Genomic DNA, 16,228 nt, shown 5'->3' on the forward strand with positions numbered 1-16,228 from the left:
AGCCGCCGATGCAGCCGCACAGAGTCGTCTCCCGCGATGACTGGATCGCCGCCCGCAAGGCTCATCTCGCGCATGAGAAGGAGTACACCAAAGCGCGCGAGCGCCTGAACGAGGAGCGCCGCGCTCTGCCCTGGGTCAGGGTCGAGAAGAATTACGTGTTCGACGGCCCTGATGGCAAGGTGTCGCTTGGGGACCTGTTCAGGGGGCGCAGCCAGCTCGTGGTGCAGCACCTGATGTTCGCGCCCGACTGGAACGAGGCCTGCAAGAGCTGCTCGTTCTGGGCTGACGGATTCGAGCGGATGATCCCGCATCTTGCCGCCCGGCACACCACGATGGTCGCGATCTCGCGCGCGCCGCTGCCAAAGCTCGCCGCATTCAAGCAGCGAATGGGCTGGACCTTCGACTGGCTGTCGTCCGGCGGTAACACGTTCAATTACGACTATGGTGTCTCGTTCACGCCGGAGCAGATCGCGGCGGGCGGCAACTACAATTACGGAACCACACCGTTCGGCAGCGAGGAAGCGCCCGGAATCAGCGTGTTCTATCGCGACGAGACGGGGAACATCTTCCATACCTATTCCTGTTACTCGCGCGGCCTCGACATGATGAACGCCGCCTATCACTATCTCGACCTGACCCCGCTCGGGCGTCACGAGGAGGGGCTGCCATATCCGATGGACTGGGTGCGGCTACGTGACCAATACCGGCCGGCGCAGGTTCAGGCATCTTGTTGTCATGGTTAGTTGTCACTAACCTTCAGTTGTCATTCCGGGTTCGATGCTGCGCATCGCCCCGGAATGACGTCGTATCGACAAGAAATACCGGAGAGTATTGCAATGCCCTACGTGGATGGCTTCATCGTCGCCGTGCCGAAGAAAAATCTCGAAGCTTATTCCCGTCTGTCGAAGAAGGCCGGCAAGATCTGGCGCGAATACGGTGCGCTGGACTACCGCGAATGGGTCGCCGATGACGTCAAGGTCGGCAAGTACACCTCGTTCCCGCGCAGCGTCAAGCTGAAGCCCGGCGAAACCGTCGTGTTCGCCTGGATCACCTACAAGTCGCGCGCCCAGCGCGACAAGATCAACGCCAAGGTGATGGCGGACCCGCGGCTCGGCGAGATGATGGATCCTAAGTCAAAGCCGCCGTTCGACGGCAAGCGGATGATCTATGGCGGGTTCGAAAGCCTGGTGAAAGTGTAGAACACAAGCGCGTCTTGCTCTGCCGCATGCCGCGCGGTGGAATCGTTGATCTATCCCGCGGTGTGGACCGACATCATCGCCTGGCTGCATTTCGGTCTGATCGAGGCCGAAGAACTCGGCGTCACCGCAGCCAATGTCGACGAGCGCCCGGCGATCAGCGGCTGCTCGGACGTCAGGCGATCTCGGATCGCGGACTGAACGCGACCTGGAGCAAGGGGCGGCCTGATGCACGCTCTGCCGTTCAAGTGGGGCGCCCTGCGGCACGCCGGGTTGACACCGGTCGTGCCGCAGCCAGACTGTCGCGCATGCGCATCACCCTGGTCCACGCCCTGAAACACTCGATCGTCCCGATCGAGGCCTCCTTCGCCAGGCTCTGGCCGGAAGCGGGCCTGATGAACCTGCTCGACGACAGCCTGTCGGCCGATCTGGCGCGTGACGGCGGGCTCTCCGACGCCATGACCGAGCGTTTCCTCAGGCTTGGACGCTACGCGGCCGGCACCGGGTCGGATGCGATCCTGTTCACCTGCTCGGCGTTCGGGCCCTGCATCGAGGCGGTCGCGCGTGCCCACGCCCCGATGCCGGTGCTCAAGCCGAACGAGGCGATGATCGAGCAGGCGGTCGCGCGAGGCGGGAAGGTCGGCTTGCTGTCGACGTTTCCGCCGACGCTGGTCTCGATGCCGCCGGAGTTTCCGCCGCGAGTCGAGCTGGTGCCGAAACTGGCGGAAGGCGCGATGGCCGCGCTCGATCGCGGCGACCGCGCCATCCATGACCGGCTGGTGGTGGAAGCGTCCATCAGCTTGCGCGACTGCGACCTGATCGCGCTCGCCCAGTACAGCCTGGCGCCGGCGGCGGACGAGGTCGCCAAGGCGACCGGGCGGCCAGTGCTGACTACACCCGATAGCGCGGTACTAAAATTGAAGGGAATGCTTACCGCCGGCCACACTTAAGTTCAGGGTCGTTGAGGGGAGGGCGATGGCAGTGCGGTTCAGTCGGCGCGATACATTGCGAACGGCGGCCGTCGCGGCGGCAGGCCTGATCCCCGGTGCAGCCATTCCCAGCCTTGCAGCTCCGCTCCGCTCGTCGCCGCGTGGCGGGGAAATCGACGCTATTTTGCACACTCGGGTCGATGCGGCAGACGTGCCGGGCGTTGTCGCCATGGCCGCAACCGAGCATTCGGTGGTCTACCAGGGCGCATTCGGCGCGAGAAGCGTGGGCACGGCTGCCAGGATGTCGGCCGATACGATCTTCAGTATCGCGTCAATGACCAAATTGCTGACATCCGTCGCAGCGCTGCAACTCGTCGAACGGGACAAAATCAAACTGGACGAACCGGCGGCAAGAATTGATCCGACGCTCGGCTCTCCCCAAGTTCTCGATGGTTTCGATGCGCAAGGGGTCCCGCAACTGCGCGCCGCGCGAAAGCCCATCACGCTACGCAATCTGTTGACGCACACATCCGGGCTTAGCTATCAGCTTTGGGACGCGAATGTCGTTCGCTACGGCAAGGCATCTCGCAACGATGCCGCGCTGCCGCGTGCGCCGCTGATGTTCGATCCGGACACCAGATGGGCCTATGGTGGCAGTCTCGACCGGGTTGGGCGGCTCGTTGAAATCGTCAGTGGGCAAAGTCTGGATCGCTATTTCCGCGATCACATCCTGGGTCCGCTCGGTATGAACGACACCGCTTTCTCGCTCACCGAGAAGCAGCGCGGCCGCCAGGCAAGTCTGCATTTGCGCAAGGCAGATGGAACGCTTGCGCCGCAGCCGTTGGCGAGGCGAACGGACCCGAAAGTGATTTCTGGGGGCGGCGGCCTCTATTCCACAGCGCCGGACTATCTGACCTTCCTCCAGGCGCTATTGAATGGCGGAGCACTTGCCGGGAAGGGCATCCTGCGGCCGCAGACGGTTGCACTCATGTCCACCAATCAGATCGGCAACCTCGATGCGGGAATTCTCAAGACAACAAATCCGGCATTGTCTGACAACGTCGATTTTTTCCCGGGAGTCCGGCTGCGTTGGGGGCTTGGCGATATGATCAACGTCGACCCTGTACCGGATGGCCGCAGGGCAGGCAGCCTGACATGGGCCGGGCTTTACAATACCTACTATTGGATCGATCCGGCGTCGCGAATCGCGGGTGTGATCCTGATGCAGATACTGCCGTTCGCCGACCAGCGCGCGCTTAATGTCTATCGTCTATTCGAGCGCGGTATTTACCGTGTCCATGGGGCCGCCTGAGCGCGAGCGGCCGCTTTCAGACGTCTTTCTTCTTGGCAGGCTTCTTCGCAGCCGCCGCCGCTTCCTCGGTCGCGTTCCGGATCGCCCGCGCATAACTGTCGGCGGTGTTTGCTGCCGAGTTCTGCAGCCGCCTCGCTGCGGCGGTGCCGAGCTCCATCGTGCTCCTGGCGATCAGCCGGAACTGGTCCCGCGTTTCCTTGTCCTTGGCCTTGGCCGCGCGGGCCATGATCTGATCGCGCCGTTTCTTGACGGCAGCCATCAGGCTCTTGTTTTGCGCTTTTGCGATTTGCCGGATGAGAACATCGAGATCGGCTTCAGCCATTATGGGTCACTCTTAACCGCACCATGCCGTCCGCACGGTGCGGGGATCATTGGCGCATTACGTTTGAAGGATGCGCGCCATTGTGTCGCCGCGCCGCCGTCATTTCAAGCGCCGATTCTCGCAATCAGACGCTGCGGGCCGTCCGCGCAACCCCGATAACAGTCGATTAACGTTGTATTGGTACGAATTCTCAACCAGCAGGAAGAGAGCGGCATGCGTAACCTCACCGTCTATCAGCGTTTTGCGATGATCATTGCGGCGCTGACAATCGTGCTCTTTGCCGTTTCCGCCCTGCAGATCCTGGTGTTGCGCGATGCGGTGCTGGACGAGCGGCGCACCACCGTCCGCAATCTGGTCGAGGCCGCGACGAAGATTCTTGCCACCTATGAAAGCGAAGCCAAGGCCGGCCGGATCAGTCCGGATCAGGCGCGTCAGGCGGCGTTTGCCTCGATCAGCGCCATGCGTTGGGGCGAGTACTCCGACTATATCGGCGTCTATGGCACGGGAAGCTCCGATGCCGGCGTCACCTATGTGCACGCCAATCCCAAATACATCAACGTCAACCGCTGGGAGTTCAAGGACAAGAGCGGCAAGCTGTTGATCCAGGACATCGTGCGGACGGCGCGCGCCGGCGGCGGCTTTGTCGAATATCTGGCACCCCGGTCGGCCGGTGGCACCGAACTCCGCAAGGTCTCCTATGTCGGCGCCTTTGGCGCTGGCGACAAGCTACTCGCGCTGCAGGCGGGCGCCTATGTCGACGATATCGATGCTGTGGTCTTCAGTCGGATGATGTGGGCCGGGATCGCGGGCCTCGGTGGCCTGACCCTCGCGGTGTTGGTTGCGTTCTGGCTCGGCCGCGGCCTGGTCATTCCCCTCAACAAGACCTGCGCGGCGATGGACGAACTGGCCAGGGGCCACCTTGCGGCCGAGATTCCGTTCGTCGACCGGACCAATGAAATCGGCCGGATCGCGCGCAGCCTCCAGGTTTTCAAGGATCACCTGGTCGAGACGACGCGGCTTCGCACCGAGCAGGAAGCGATGAAGTCGCGCACCGCCGAGGAGCGGCAGGCGGTTCTGTCCCGCATCGCCGACGATTTCGAGCGCAGCATCGGTGGCGTGATCCGCGGCACCGCCACCGCAGCCGACGAGCTGCAGAATTCCGCCTCATCGATGTCAACGATCGCGGTGGGGACGACGGGTCAGAGCGCGAAGGTCGCTGCTGCCGCCGAGCAGACGGCGTCGAACGTCCAGACCGTTGCGGCGTCGGCGGAGGAGCTGTCGTCGTCGATCCAGGAGATCGCGCGGCAGGTCACCCAGTCTTCGTCCATTGCCCAGAATGCGGTTGGGCAGGCGAACCGGACCGAGGCCATGGTCGGCCGCCTGGTCGAGGCCTCGCAAAAGATCGGCGAGGTCATGGCGCTGATCCAGACCATCGCGGGGCAGACGAATTTGCTGGCGTTGAACGCGACCATCGAGGCCGCCCGCGCCGGCGAGGCTGGCAGGGGGTTTGCCGTCGTGGCCAACGAGGTCAAGGCGCTGTCGTCACAGACGGCCAAGGCTACCGACGAAATCACCAGCCAGATTCAGGAAATTCGCGATGCGACCGGCTCGACCGTCAACGCAATCCGCGAGATCGGCACCACGATCGGGCAAATGAACGAAATCACCGGCTCCATTGCGGCCGCCGTCGAAGAGCAGGGCGCTGCGACCAACGAGATTGCCCGCAGCGTGCAGCAGGCGGCGCAGGGCGCCCAGGAGGTGATGCAAAACATCACGGGCGTGCGCGAAGCTTCGAGTAAGGTCGATGCTGCCGCCACCCTCGTCCTGAATGCCGCCGCGCAACTGACTTCACAGTCCGAGCAACTCGAAACCGAAACCGGCAAATTCCTCGGCAATATCCGCGCGGCCTAAAGCGTGATGACTTTTCTTCGAATCGTTATCCCGCTTTATCTTTTTGTTTGAGCATGATCTCCGCGCAAACGCGTTCCGCGTTTGTCGCGAGGGAAAACCGCTGCACACTTTTCCGGATCAAGCTCTAAGGGCGCGCGGAGGCTTTCTCGTGATGTCCGGCCATGACGGGCAACGGTGGCCAGCAACCTGCAGGCGTCAATTGAGCCGCGCGCCGATCCCCGTAAGCACGCGGAAATCGGGCTTGGACTGAACGCCGTTGTGCTGGTTGATGACCGGCACGCCGACAGAGACGAAGCCCGAGAAGCGGTCGAAGCCAACGCGCACGCCGGGTGAGAGATAAACCGTCGTGCCCCCCGAATTGGGGTCGGCGATGCCGGCGATGCGCTGCTTGTCGTGCCACTCGCCATTCAGCTCCAGCACGAGATCGAGCGTATAGGGCGTCTTCTTCATGTCGCTGTGGTCGTGATTGGCGTGATAGAGGCAGTGCTCCTGCAGCTGATTGCGCGGCTGCATGCAGTACTCATGCAGCTCAATCTCCTTCGCCGAGCCGGTGGGGCCGACGAGGCGGTATGACACCGCGGTGCCGAACAGAAAGCGGTCGCCGAGATTGGTGTTCTGCGTGCCGTTGGTGATTAGGTAATAAAGGCCGCTCACGTCGAACGACCAGCGTCCCGTGCGTTTGGTCAAGGCGGCACCGATCAGGCCGTCCCAGGAGCCCGAGCCCGGCTGAAACTCGGCCTGGAAGAGCTGCCCGAAGGCGTCGCGCTGGCTGGTGCTGCCGGTCGGCGCCTTGAAGCCGAACAGCACGGCGGCCGACGTTCCGGTCTGCGCATTGCTGTGGAAGCGATATTGCCCGAGCATGGTGACGTCGCCGAAGCCGGCGGAGTTGCCGCGCCGGTTGATGCCGTCGGGGCTCATCAGGCTGCTCATGTCGCTCGAATTCATGATGCCCATATGGCCGCCGCTCAGCATGTCTTCATGCGCCTCGCGAATGTCGGAGCGGCGGACGCCGGACGCGCGAACGGCAAGGGTCAGATCGTTGGTGATGCCGTAGGCGACCGAAAGCGAAACGCTGTCGAGCGAACGAAGTGAATGCGCATGCGTGCCGCGGTTCGCGGCGGCGATCAGATCGGCATCGCTGAGCTGACCCAGCCGGATAAATTCGTAGCGGATGGATGCAGCGAACATTCCTTCGGCAAGTGTGTCGGCTGAGATGGTGTTGATGGGGCCGCCGCTGCCGGTGTTGCCGCCGCCGCCGGGATGATGCGCTTCTGCAGGCGCGGCGAGAAGAAGTGCCATGGATGAAAAGATGCCGGCCGCAGGCCGTTTAAAATACGCACACACATTACGCCCCCTGTACTTACTGTCCGGCGATTAGCCATCGCAATCGGGCGCCAGATTGACTGGATCGTGCGAGAAGCGCGGCTTGCTGGCAACGGAAGCGAAGCGGAAAAGCGAAGACACTATCGCGGGCGCGACATCTGTGTGGCCATCGCGTGGTTGGCAAATGGCAAGTGGCGTAGTCCGCCTGTCGGTTGTGCGTCCGAATTTTTCGCGTTCAGCGCAGCGGTAGCCGCAATCACGTCCGGCGGCAGCCGCAATCACGGCGAGCACCAGCCGTAATCGCGTCTGAATGTTTCTCTACACGTTTCTCTGTCCAGCGCGCGTATCGGAGTAGGACAGTTATGACAACCGTCGTCAGAGATATCTTTGTGTTTGTCACTGCGGCCATTTTCATCGCCGCGACTTTGCTAATTGCGAGCGGCGCTGGCGCGCACGAGTTCAAGATAGGCGCGATCGACATCGGTCATCCCTGGTCGCGCCCGACCCCGAAAGACGCCAACATCGCAGGCGGCTATCTCACCATCACCAACAAGGGGAAGACGGCGGACCGCCTGATCGGCGGCACGTCGCCGGTGGCTAGCCAGATCGAGGTGCACGAGGTGATCGATGTCGACGGCATGTCGAAGACGCGCCCGCTCGCGAACGGTCTCGAGATCAAGCCCGGCAAGACCGTCGAGCTCAAGCCCGGCGCCTACCGCATCCTGCTGATGGGGCTCAAGGAGCCGTTCCAGGTCGGCCAGAAGGTGAAGGGCACGCTGGTATTCGAGAAGGCGGGGCCTGTCGACATCATCTACAACGTCGAGGAAAACGCCGGAGCCGCCGTCAGTGGCGTCAACGGTGTCTCGCACAAGCACCATTAGCGTGCCCGCTCGCGTCGAATCAGTGAGCAGCTGAGAAGAGGCTTGAAACAAGCGCCGCCGCGGCCAGCGGCGGCCGATCTTCGAACCGTAATTCTTCATTGGGATACTGACCCGTGTCCAGCTCAGGCCAAATGTCGCTCGCTAACTCGGGCACGGCGCAGCCGTCGTCGCAAGTAAAGTCAGTTGCCTTGCAGTCCGTTGCCGCGGTCTTGTCCGCATCGCTTCTCGGTGTTGGACTGGCTTACTGTGCTTGCACGTTGTTGATCCCAGCCGTCGCGCACGAGGGGAACAGTGCTTCACTTCTTTCGGCTGAGGGTCGTTCGCAGAATGTCATCTGCTCAAGCGACAACTCTTCGACCTCGGCGCAGGCGGCTCGCGCGGAGCAGTAAGATTCCGAGAGGCCGCTTCGCCTCCGCGCGCTGCTCGTCCGCCGTCAACGGTTCGGAAACCACGCGCGCTCTCTCCCGGCCCCGCTAACCAATCGAAAATCGTTCTGCCGCAAGTTCGTCTCCGGGAAAAGAAAGGGGAGATCCTGATATGAACGGCCTGGCAATCATGGAAAACGTTCGCCGATATCGCACGATCGCGTCGCTGTGCCGCCAAACCGCGGCGTACCGGCCGCTGCATAGCGGCTCCCTGCTGGCGCAGGCCAGCGAGTGGGAACATCGCGCCGTTGCCGAGCTTGAGGCTTACTATGAGGCTTTCTGTCACGTGGCGTCCGGCAACACGCCAGCGCGCTCAGGTAGCTGCGCCCTGAACTGAAGCCCGACGCCCGGAAATGGACGTTCGCTGATTTTCAGTTAACCAAGGAGAAATATGACGGCGTGGGGAGATCTCTCTGCCTTCGCCGTCCCCGGCGGGTGACTTGATCGGTTGGGCCGCCGACCATCATCGATGGCAATACGATCGAATTTCACGATAGCGCCTGCGGCTTTGGGTCGTTAACGCATCAGGGGTTGACCAATCCCGGATCAGGCAGCTCGGCCGATGCAGCGCCCCCACGCGCTCGAACCGATAAATCTCAGATTTTCTGATTTTTGCGCTGCGCTTGCAAATAGTCTTCAGCGGCACCATCAATAGCAACGCAGGTTCACCGGTGCCGCCATGGCTGACAGGGCAGATACCGCGAATGTGATTGTCCGGCCGCCGATCGCGTGGGCGCTCGCGGTGCTTGCCGGTTTCGCGCTCAACTGGCTCATGCCCTTGCCGCTCTTGCCGGCCCCTGCAGGCTGGCTCGGCGCGATCGTGTTTGCGCTTGCACTGGCGCTGCTCGCGTGGGCGATCTCTACCATGACCAGGGCCGGCTCGAACGTGCCCACCAACCTGCCGACCACGACCATCGTCGATGCTGGTCCTTACCGCTTCACGCGCAATCCCATCTATCTCGGCATGGTGCTGGGGCTCATCGGCTTGGCCATCGCCTTCAACAGCCTCTGGCTGCTGATGATGCTGGTGCCCTTCGCCCTCGTCATCCGCTACGGCGTGATCACCCGCGAGGAAGCCTATCTCGAGCGCAAGTTCGGCGACGTCTATCGCCGCTACTGCGCGCGGGTGCGGCGCTGGCTGTAGGGCTTGCCGGCCAGGGCACGGGGGCCGGGGAGCCCGTGCCCCACCGTTCCCGCTGCGCAGAACAGCATAGGCATGGGGCGTCGGAAGGCGTATGATTGTGAGGTCCTTCGCGCAAATTGATCGACATCACGTGGAGGTGGCCATGAAATATGTGCTGCTTGGTAATCTGAGCCCGGAATGGGCAAGCAAGCAATCGGAGCGGATCGGCAAGGCCAAGGCAAAACTCGACAAGCTGGGCATCAAGGTCGAGTCGATCCACTACACGCAGGGCTATTACGATTTCGTCGACATCGTCGATGCCCCGAATGAGGGGGCGATGCTCGCGTTCTCCGTCTGGTACGCGACGCAAGGTCTGGGGCGGATCCAAAGTATGCCGGCCTTCGACGCAAAGACCTTCGAAGCCGCGATCAAGGACGCGGCGGGCTAAGCGCCGGGGTCGTGGCTCACGGCTTTGCTGCCAACCAGCCGTGCTCATTTCGCTTGCGCGCGCGTGGTGCCGCATTCTTGCCGGTCGCGGTGGCACGGAGCAGGCTCGAAGGAGCCGATTAATGTTTCGCGCCCTGCTGGAAGATGCGGGGCCTTGCGAATAGCTGCGCTTCCCGTGAAAGCTTGGCTCATCGGGCTCCAAATTCCACCGGCGATTTCAGCGGCTTGATGCGGCAGCTTCGGACGCAAACGGGCGGGCCTCGGCATGGCCGGCTCGGTGCGGAAACGTGGCATTCGACCGACCAAGCCATAGCCGAATTGCATGTGGACGCCTGACCTCGCCAGGAAAGAGGCGAAGGTTCAGTTGGGCACAGTCGCGCACGGAGACAACCGGCAGTGGAAAGCCAAACTTGACCACACGGCCATTACTGTCACGGAACTATGCGATCTGTGTCTCAACCACTATTGTTTCTTCGTGCGGAGTCGCCACTCCTTCGGGCGCTATAGATCGGCCTCAACGTCGGACCAAGCTATTGCGGTTTTCTACAGCCCGATACGTGCCGCCTGATTCACCCGCAAAGGCTCCGCACCCGAGGAGAAAAAATTGAACCAGCCCGCTCTGCCTCGCTTCTCCGCTCGCCTGCTAACTCTGAGCGCGCTCGCATTCATGGCGGCCTCAGGTCCGGCGCAAGCGCATGTGAAGTGGTTTGCGCCGTATATCGTCGGCGCACCGCCACAGCCGATCGGGGCCACCCTCACCAATCCCTGGTTCTGGACCGGCATAGCGCTGGTGTTGGTGTTTTTCCTCGTGACAAGAGCGATTGAAAAGTCGAGTGCGGGCGAGACGATCCTGCGCGGCATGGACGGCATCACCGACCCCCTCTGGAATAGCCTCGACAACTTCGTGCGCGTGGTCATCGCCGCCTTCTTCGTGGCTATCTTTGCGGTCGGTGGCGTCTACCTGACACCCGACCTCAAGACGCCCGCCGAATGGGTGTCATGGACGCAGCTCCTGATCGCCGGGCTGATCTTCTCTCGCAAGACGCAGCCGCTTGCGGCTGCCGGCATCATCGGCCTTTGGCTGCTGGCGCTACGCGACTACGATGTCTTCCATCTGCTTGACTACCTTGCGCTCGGCGTCGGCGTCGCCGCCTATCTGGTGCTGGAGGCATCGTCCAATCCGGAATGGCGCAAGCATCGCTTCGAGGCGCTGCGCTGGGGCGTGGCCATCGCGCTGATGTGGTCCAGCCTCGAAAAGTTCGCCTATCCCGACTGGTTCTACCCGCTCGTGGAGGAAAAACCCTTCCTGACTTTCGGCATGCCGCGCGACGTCTTCATTCCAATGGCCGGCGTCGCCGAGTTCACGATGGGATTCGGCCTGATCTGGACGCCGCTGGTCCGCCGGCTGTCGGCCATCGCGCTCTTCGTCATCTTCAACGCAGCCGTCTATCCATTCGGCCGCACCGACCTGATCGGCCACGCGCTCATCATGGCGATCATCGTCGCCATCGCCGCCGATCATACAAGGGAGGTGCATTTCCTGCCCGCCCTCAAGCGCAGGCTGGCCGGCGTCCCGGCAGGACTTGCGGCCGCGCTTGTCATCTTCGTAACCGGATATTGGGGGCTGCACATCGCGATCTACGGCATCGAAGGAAATACGAGAGCGACGGCCGGCGAACGGCTGACGCACACGCCGAACCCCGAGCATCCGCACGGCATGCACGGCACCACCGCGACAGCGGCGACGGCCGAGGCGGCCTATCGCGCAGCAATGGACCGCATGCACGGCCCCATGATGCAGGGCATCGCCAATGTCGATCCCGACCAGGCCTTCGTGCTCGGCATGATCCCGCACCATCAGGGCGCGGTCGATATGGCCGAGATCGTCCTGAAATTCGGCAAGGATGCCCGAAACCAGCACCTTGCGCGCGAGATCATCGACGCCCAGCGGCGAGAGATCGGCGAGATGCGCGAATGGCTCAAGCAGAAGAACATTCCGCAACCCTAGGGAACGGCGACGAGCACAAGCGAACCGACTTGCGACGTCATGAGGACTCGGTTGAAGCGTGTTTTGATTACCGGTATGTCCGGAACAGGGAAGAGCGCCGTTGCTCGGGAGCTCGTCGCAAGGGGCCATCGGGCCGTGGACCTGGATACGCCGGAATGGTCCGAGTGGGTCGACAGCGCGCCCACGGACACGCTGACACCAGCGGAGGGAAAGGACGGGGTCTGGCGCGAAGACCGCGTCAGAACGCTTCTCCTGACGCAAGATCAAGCACCTTTGTTCGTCAGCGGTTGTGCCGAGAACATGGGGCGGCTGTTTTCTTTGATCGATATAGTCATTCTCCTGTCCGCTCCTGTCGCGACGATCATGAAGCGGCTCGAAGCGCGCTCGGCGGAGGGCTACGGCAGAACCGACGGGGAACGTCAGAAGGTTTGCGAACTTCTCGCGACGATCGAACCGCTGCTAAGACAATCAGCCGACCATGAGATCGACACGAGCGGCCCGGTAGAAGCTACGGTCGATGAGATTCTCAAGGTCATCTAAGGAGCGACGCCGGAGCGGTCCGCTGTCGAGAGCTGTCTCGCATGTGCGAGCTGTCACGGTATTGGCAGCCGAGGAGCGATGGACTGATAGGAACGCCTAAGGCCGCCGAACATCGCACGCGCTGCGACAACGAATTCCGTTCGGTGTGAACTGGCGGGGCGGATCGCAGGAAATCGTGGATTCTGCCCTTCCTGAGAGAGGGGTGACAGTTCATTCCGGAGACATGGGTTACACAATCGGGCCTTTTGCGGGGAGCGCAAAATGCCCTGGAAGGCGTGTAAACCCATGGATGAGCGTCTAAAATTCATTGCCCGGCGGCTGGACGGGGAGCGGATGGCGGGCCTTTGCCGCGAGTTCGGCATCTCCCGCAAGACCGGCTACAAGATCTTCTCGCGCTACAACGAGATTGGCTTGGAAGGGCTCACCGACCGCTCGCGCCGGCCCTATCGCCATGCCAACCAGCTGCCCACCCAGATCGAGACGCTGATCGTGCGCTTGAAGCAGGACAAGCCGAGCTGGGGCGCCCCAAAGATCAGGGAACGGCTGGCCCGGCTTTATCCGGATGTGCACACGCCCGCGATCAGCACCGTGCATGCGGTGCTCGATCGTCATGGCCTGGTCAAGCGGCGAACCCGACGACGCAACCGGGCTGAGGGCACCACACTCTCTCACCCGGCCCAACCGAATGAGCTGTGGTGTGCCGACTACAAGGGCGAGTTCATGCTCGCCGATCGCCGCTACTGCTATCCGCTGACCATCACCGACTTTGCCAGCCGTTATCTCATTGCCTGCGAAGCCTTGCACACCACCAAGGAAGCCTATGCCTTCTCGGTGTTTGAAAGCGCATTCAAGGAGTTTGGCCTGCCGCAGGCCATCCGCACCGACAACGGTGTTCCCTTTGCCAGTCCCAATGCGCTGTTCGGATTGAGCAGGCTGTCGGTCTGGTGGCTCAGGCTCGGCATCGCGATCGAGCGGATCAAGCCAGGCAACCCGCAGCAGAACGGCCGCCACGAGCGGATGCATCTGACCTTGAAGTTGGAGACCATCAAGCCGGTCGCGCGCAACTTCCTGCAGCAGCAGGCCAGGTTCGACGATTTCATCGACGGCTACAACAACGAGCGGCCTCACCAAGCGCTCAACATGCAGTGCCCGGCCGAGCGCTATATCCCCTCAAGGCGGATCTACCAGGGCCTGCCGGACCTTGATTATCCCTTCCACGACAGGACCGCGACCGTAACGACATGCGGCCGTATCTGCTTCAACCGGCAGAAAATCAACCTCAGCGTGGTCTTCGCTGGGCAGAACGTCGGGATTAAGCAGGTGAGCGACAGGATTTGGCTCGTCACCTTCATGAACTATAATTTGGGTTACTTCGACGACGAGACATGCAGACTCGAACCGATAGACAACCCGTTCGGCCCAAAGGTGTTACCTATGTCTCCGGAATAAACCGTAACCCATGTGTCCGGAACGGACCTTCGGCGATTGGCGCACCCGACACGATTCGAACGTGTGACCTTTGCCTTCGGAGGGCAACGCTCTATCCAGCTGAGCTACGGGTGCGTTGGGGCATCCTTTAGCCGATTGGCCGGGCAGGGGCAACGCCCCATGCCGGGGTTGGTGAGACCAAGGGAGACCAAGGTGGCGGCCGGTAACCACGTTCTCGACGCAAAATTCCGATCCGTTCCCGTTAATTGGTGCTAGTCTTGGCGTGTTGAACCATGGATGGGGACGTCCGATGTATAAGAAGGTTCTTCTCGCCTATGACGGTTCGGTCGAGGGGCGGCGTGCGCTGCGGGAGGGCGCAAAGCTCGCACAACTCTGCCGTTCCGAGGTTTTTTTGCTCGCCGTCGTCGAGGTTTCCTCGATCATGACACCCGAGGCCGGGCTGACGATCCCGATCGAACTTCAGACCGAGGATTACAAGGCCATCCTGAACGAAGGCGCCGAGCGGCTGAAGGCGCTGGGATTTACGCCGACCGTGCGGCTCGAGGTCGGCGATGCCGGGCAGAAAATCGCCGAGGTCGCCGAAGAAATCGGCGCGCATCTCGTGGTCGTCGGGCACCGCCCGCAGGGGGCGCTGGCGCGCTGGTTCGGCTCGATCGGCAGCTACCTGGTCAAGCGCCTGCGCTGCAGCGTGCTGGTGGCGCAGACCGAGATCAGCGACGCCGAGTTCGAGCGGTTGAAGCCGGCGGAGGCGACGGCCTCGGGCTAGACATAGGCTAGTTCGTGGGAACGATGACCTTGCCGATCGGCCATAGCGCGATCCCGGCAAGCTTCAGGTGTGCCCAGGCGAAAGGAATCCCAATGATGGTCACGGCCAGCAACACCGCCGTGACCACATGCCCGAGCGCCAGCCACCATCCCGCCAGCACCAGCCAGATGATGTTGCCGATCACCCCGAGCGGCCCGGTGCCGATATCTTCCTGCCCGGTATAGGCGTCGCGCGACACCGCGGTGAAACCGAACGGGAACAGCGTGTAGGCCGCGATGTTGAACGCGGCCCGCGCCCAGGGAATTCCGATGATCGTGATCGCCATGACGATGGCGGCAACCAGCCAGCCGAACGCCATCCATGCGCCGCCGAGAACGATCCAGATGATATTGAGAAGCAGCGAGACCGGAGACATGACCGAGAACTTAGCTTGCCGTGGATGCGATTGAAATCGAAAACAGCCCTGCGAGCGGAACCCGATTTGCCCCGTGCCTCGCAGCCGCTAAACTCATTTGCCTAACGACCGGGCAACAGCGTCGACAGGGAGAAACGTTCATGCGTCCACTCGAATTCGGCTGGTATCTGCCAACGCATGGCGACACCACGGCCTATGGCCTGATGGACGCGCAGATTCCGGGCTCGCCTGAACTGTGCGACCGCGTGGTGCAGGCGGCGGAACAGGCCGGCTTCGAATATCTCCTGATCCCGGTCGGCTCGGTGTGCTGGGAAGCATGGATCACAGGCGCGTTCATGGCGGCGCGTTCATCGTCGATCAAGCCGCTGATCGCGGCGCGACCGGGCTACATCAATCCCGTGCTGCTGGCGAAGATGATCTCGACCTTCGACCAGATGTCGGGCGGGCGAATCTGCATCAATCTGATCGCCGGTCAGAACGAGAGCGAGGTCGAAGGGGAGGGCGTGCTCTACCCGAAGGAAGCGCGCTATGAGTTGATGGAGGAGGAAGTCTCGATCCTCAAGGCGCTGTGGACCACGCGCGGGCCGGTAAACTTCGAGGGAAAGTTTCACAAATTGTCCGGCGCCCATATCCGGCCGCGGCCGCACCAGCAGCCGTTTCCGAAATTCTATCTTGGCGGTGGCTCGCGACAGGCCTGGGAATTGTCAGCCAAACATTCCGACGTGCATCTGTTCTGGGGCGACCTGCCGGAAAAGATCGCCTCGAACATCGCCGAGATCAGGGCGATGGCGCGCGCGCATGGACGCGAGAACGACATCGGTTTCGGCATGCGGCTGCAGGTGATCTGCCGCGAAAACGAGGCCGACGCCTGGGAGGCTGCCGACCAGCTGGTGCGGCACGCCACCGAGCGGCAGAAGCAGGAAATCAAGACGCTTTACAACAAATCGGAAGCGAACATGCGCGTGCAGCAGCTTGCCCGCGAGCACGGCGATCTCTTGCTGCCGCATCTTTGGACCGGCATCACAAAAGTCCGTCCCGGCGCCGGCATTGCCGTCGTCGGTAATCCCGTCCAGTGCGCCGAGACCCTGCAGCAATTCATCGATGCCGGCTGCCACTCGTTCTGCCTGTCCGGTTATCTGCATGACGAGGAGCCGAGCGCTTTGGCCGGCTGATCCGTGCCA

Annotated in this window: 18 protein-coding genes and 1 tRNA gene; 15 read left to right on the plus strand and 4 right to left on the minus strand. The window is 62.3% G+C overall.

Annotation, left to right across the window (positions count from 1 at the left end):
- The first annotated feature begins 8 nt into the window (after positions 1-8).
- The 5 genes from ACH79_RS11785 (at position 9) to ACH79_RS11805 (ending at position 3,437) form a co-directional block, all read left to right on the plus strand.
- Positions 9-743, plus strand: coding sequence for a thioredoxin family protein (locus tag ACH79_RS11785; protein ID WP_161851171.1), 735 nt, complete (start codon positions 9-11; stop codon positions 741-743).
- A 93-nt stretch (positions 744-836) separates the two neighbouring features.
- Positions 837-1,199, plus strand: a complete 363-nt coding sequence (locus tag ACH79_RS11790; RefSeq protein WP_161851172.1) for a DUF1428 domain-containing protein — start codon at positions 837-839, stop codon at positions 1,197-1,199.
- Between the two features lie 36 nt (positions 1,200-1,235).
- Positions 1,236-1,397, plus strand: a complete 162-nt coding sequence (locus tag ACH79_RS11795; protein ID WP_246738501.1) for a hypothetical protein — start codon at positions 1,236-1,238, stop codon at positions 1,395-1,397.
- A gap of 107 nt (positions 1,398-1,504) precedes the next feature.
- Positions 1,505-2,146, plus strand: coding sequence for an arylsulfatase (locus ACH79_RS11800; protein ID WP_161851173.1), 642 nt, complete (start codon positions 1,505-1,507; stop codon positions 2,144-2,146).
- A gap of 25 nt (positions 2,147-2,171) precedes the next feature.
- Entirely contained in the window at positions 2,172-3,437 is a 1,266-nt protein-coding gene (locus ACH79_RS11805; RefSeq protein ID WP_161851174.1) for a serine hydrolase, read from the plus strand.
- A gap of 16 nt (positions 3,438-3,453) precedes the next feature.
- Here ACH79_RS11805 and ACH79_RS11810 read toward each other — a convergent pair whose 3' ends face one another.
- Positions 3,454-3,759, minus strand: a complete 306-nt coding sequence (locus ACH79_RS11810) for a hypothetical protein (protein WP_161851175.1) — start codon at positions 3,757-3,759, stop codon at positions 3,454-3,456.
- Positions 3,760-3,972: 213 nt separating this feature from the next.
- On the opposite strand from ACH79_RS11810, the gene ACH79_RS11815 reads away from it, so the two are divergent.
- On the plus strand, positions 3,973-5,670 hold the full coding sequence (locus ACH79_RS11815) for a methyl-accepting chemotaxis protein (protein WP_161851176.1): 1,698 nt from the start codon (positions 3,973-3,975) through the stop codon (positions 5,668-5,670).
- Between the two features lie 195 nt (positions 5,671-5,865).
- On the opposite strand, the gene ACH79_RS11820 is transcribed toward ACH79_RS11815, so the two are convergent.
- Positions 5,866-6,969: a transporter gene (locus ACH79_RS11820; RefSeq protein ID WP_161851177.1), complete on the minus strand. Its 1,104-nt coding sequence runs from the start codon at positions 6,967-6,969 to the stop codon at positions 5,866-5,868.
- Positions 6,970-7,355: 386 nt separating this feature from the next.
- Here ACH79_RS11820 and ACH79_RS11825 point away from each other — a divergent pair, with 386 nt between their 5' ends.
- The 7 genes from ACH79_RS11825 to ACH79_RS11855 all read left to right on the plus strand — a co-directional run bounded on the left by ACH79_RS11825 (position 7,356) and on the right by ACH79_RS11855 (position 13,866).
- Positions 7,356-7,874, plus strand: coding sequence for a copper chaperone PCu(A)C (locus tag ACH79_RS11825; protein WP_161851178.1), 519 nt, complete (start codon positions 7,356-7,358; stop codon positions 7,872-7,874).
- A gap of 537 nt (positions 7,875-8,411) precedes the next feature.
- Entirely contained in the window at positions 8,412-8,636 is a 225-nt protein-coding gene (locus ACH79_RS11830; RefSeq protein WP_161851179.1) for a hypothetical protein, read from the plus strand.
- 342 nt (positions 8,637-8,978) lie between these two features.
- Positions 8,979-9,443 carry an isoprenylcysteine carboxylmethyltransferase family protein gene (locus ACH79_RS11835; RefSeq protein ID WP_161851180.1) on the plus strand — a complete coding sequence of 155 codons (465 nt, stop codon included), beginning with the start codon at positions 8,979-8,981 and terminating at the stop codon, positions 9,441-9,443.
- A 142-nt stretch (positions 9,444-9,585) separates the two neighbouring features.
- Entirely contained in the window at positions 9,586-9,870 is a 285-nt protein-coding gene (locus ACH79_RS11840; RefSeq protein WP_161851181.1) for a GYD domain-containing protein, read from the plus strand.
- Between the two features lie 603 nt (positions 9,871-10,473).
- Positions 10,474-11,877, plus strand: coding sequence for a DUF305 domain-containing protein (locus tag ACH79_RS11845; protein ID WP_246738502.1), 1,404 nt, complete (start codon positions 10,474-10,476; stop codon positions 11,875-11,877).
- 75 nt (positions 11,878-11,952) lie between these two features.
- On the plus strand, positions 11,953-12,417 hold the full coding sequence (locus ACH79_RS11850) for an AAA family ATPase (RefSeq protein ID WP_246738663.1): 465 nt from the start codon (positions 11,953-11,955) through the stop codon (positions 12,415-12,417).
- A gap of 261 nt (positions 12,418-12,678) precedes the next feature.
- A complete protein-coding gene (locus ACH79_RS11855; protein ID WP_371419385.1) occupies positions 12,679-13,866 on the plus strand; it encodes an IS481 family transposase in 1,188 nt (395 codons plus the stop codon).
- A 37-nt stretch (positions 13,867-13,903) separates the two neighbouring features.
- On the opposite strand, the gene ACH79_RS11860 is transcribed toward ACH79_RS11855, so the two are convergent.
- Positions 13,904-13,980 (minus strand) — tRNA-Arg (locus ACH79_RS11860).
- A gap of 175 nt (positions 13,981-14,155) precedes the next feature.
- Here ACH79_RS11860 and ACH79_RS11865 point away from each other — a divergent pair.
- Positions 14,156-14,632 carry a universal stress protein gene (locus ACH79_RS11865; RefSeq protein ID WP_161851184.1) on the plus strand — a complete coding sequence of 159 codons (477 nt, stop codon included), beginning with the start codon at positions 14,156-14,158 and terminating at the stop codon, positions 14,630-14,632.
- 7 nt (positions 14,633-14,639) lie between these two features.
- Here ACH79_RS11865 and ACH79_RS11870 read toward each other — a convergent pair whose 3' ends face one another.
- Entirely contained in the window at positions 14,640-15,047 is a 408-nt protein-coding gene (locus tag ACH79_RS11870) for a YccF domain-containing protein (RefSeq protein ID WP_161851185.1), read from the minus strand.
- A gap of 140 nt (positions 15,048-15,187) precedes the next feature.
- On the opposite strand from ACH79_RS11870, the gene ACH79_RS11875 reads away from it, so the two are divergent.
- Positions 15,188-16,219 (plus strand): LLM class flavin-dependent oxidoreductase, encoded by a 1,032-nt coding sequence (locus ACH79_RS11875; RefSeq protein ID WP_202639222.1) that lies wholly within the window; start codon positions 15,188-15,190, stop codon positions 16,217-16,219.
- Positions 16,220-16,228 lie beyond the last annotated feature (9 nt).

The sequence above is a fragment of the Bradyrhizobium sp. CCBAU 051011 genome, from assembly GCF_009930815.1.
Taxonomy (GTDB): Bacteria; Pseudomonadota; Alphaproteobacteria; order Rhizobiales; family Xanthobacteraceae; genus Bradyrhizobium.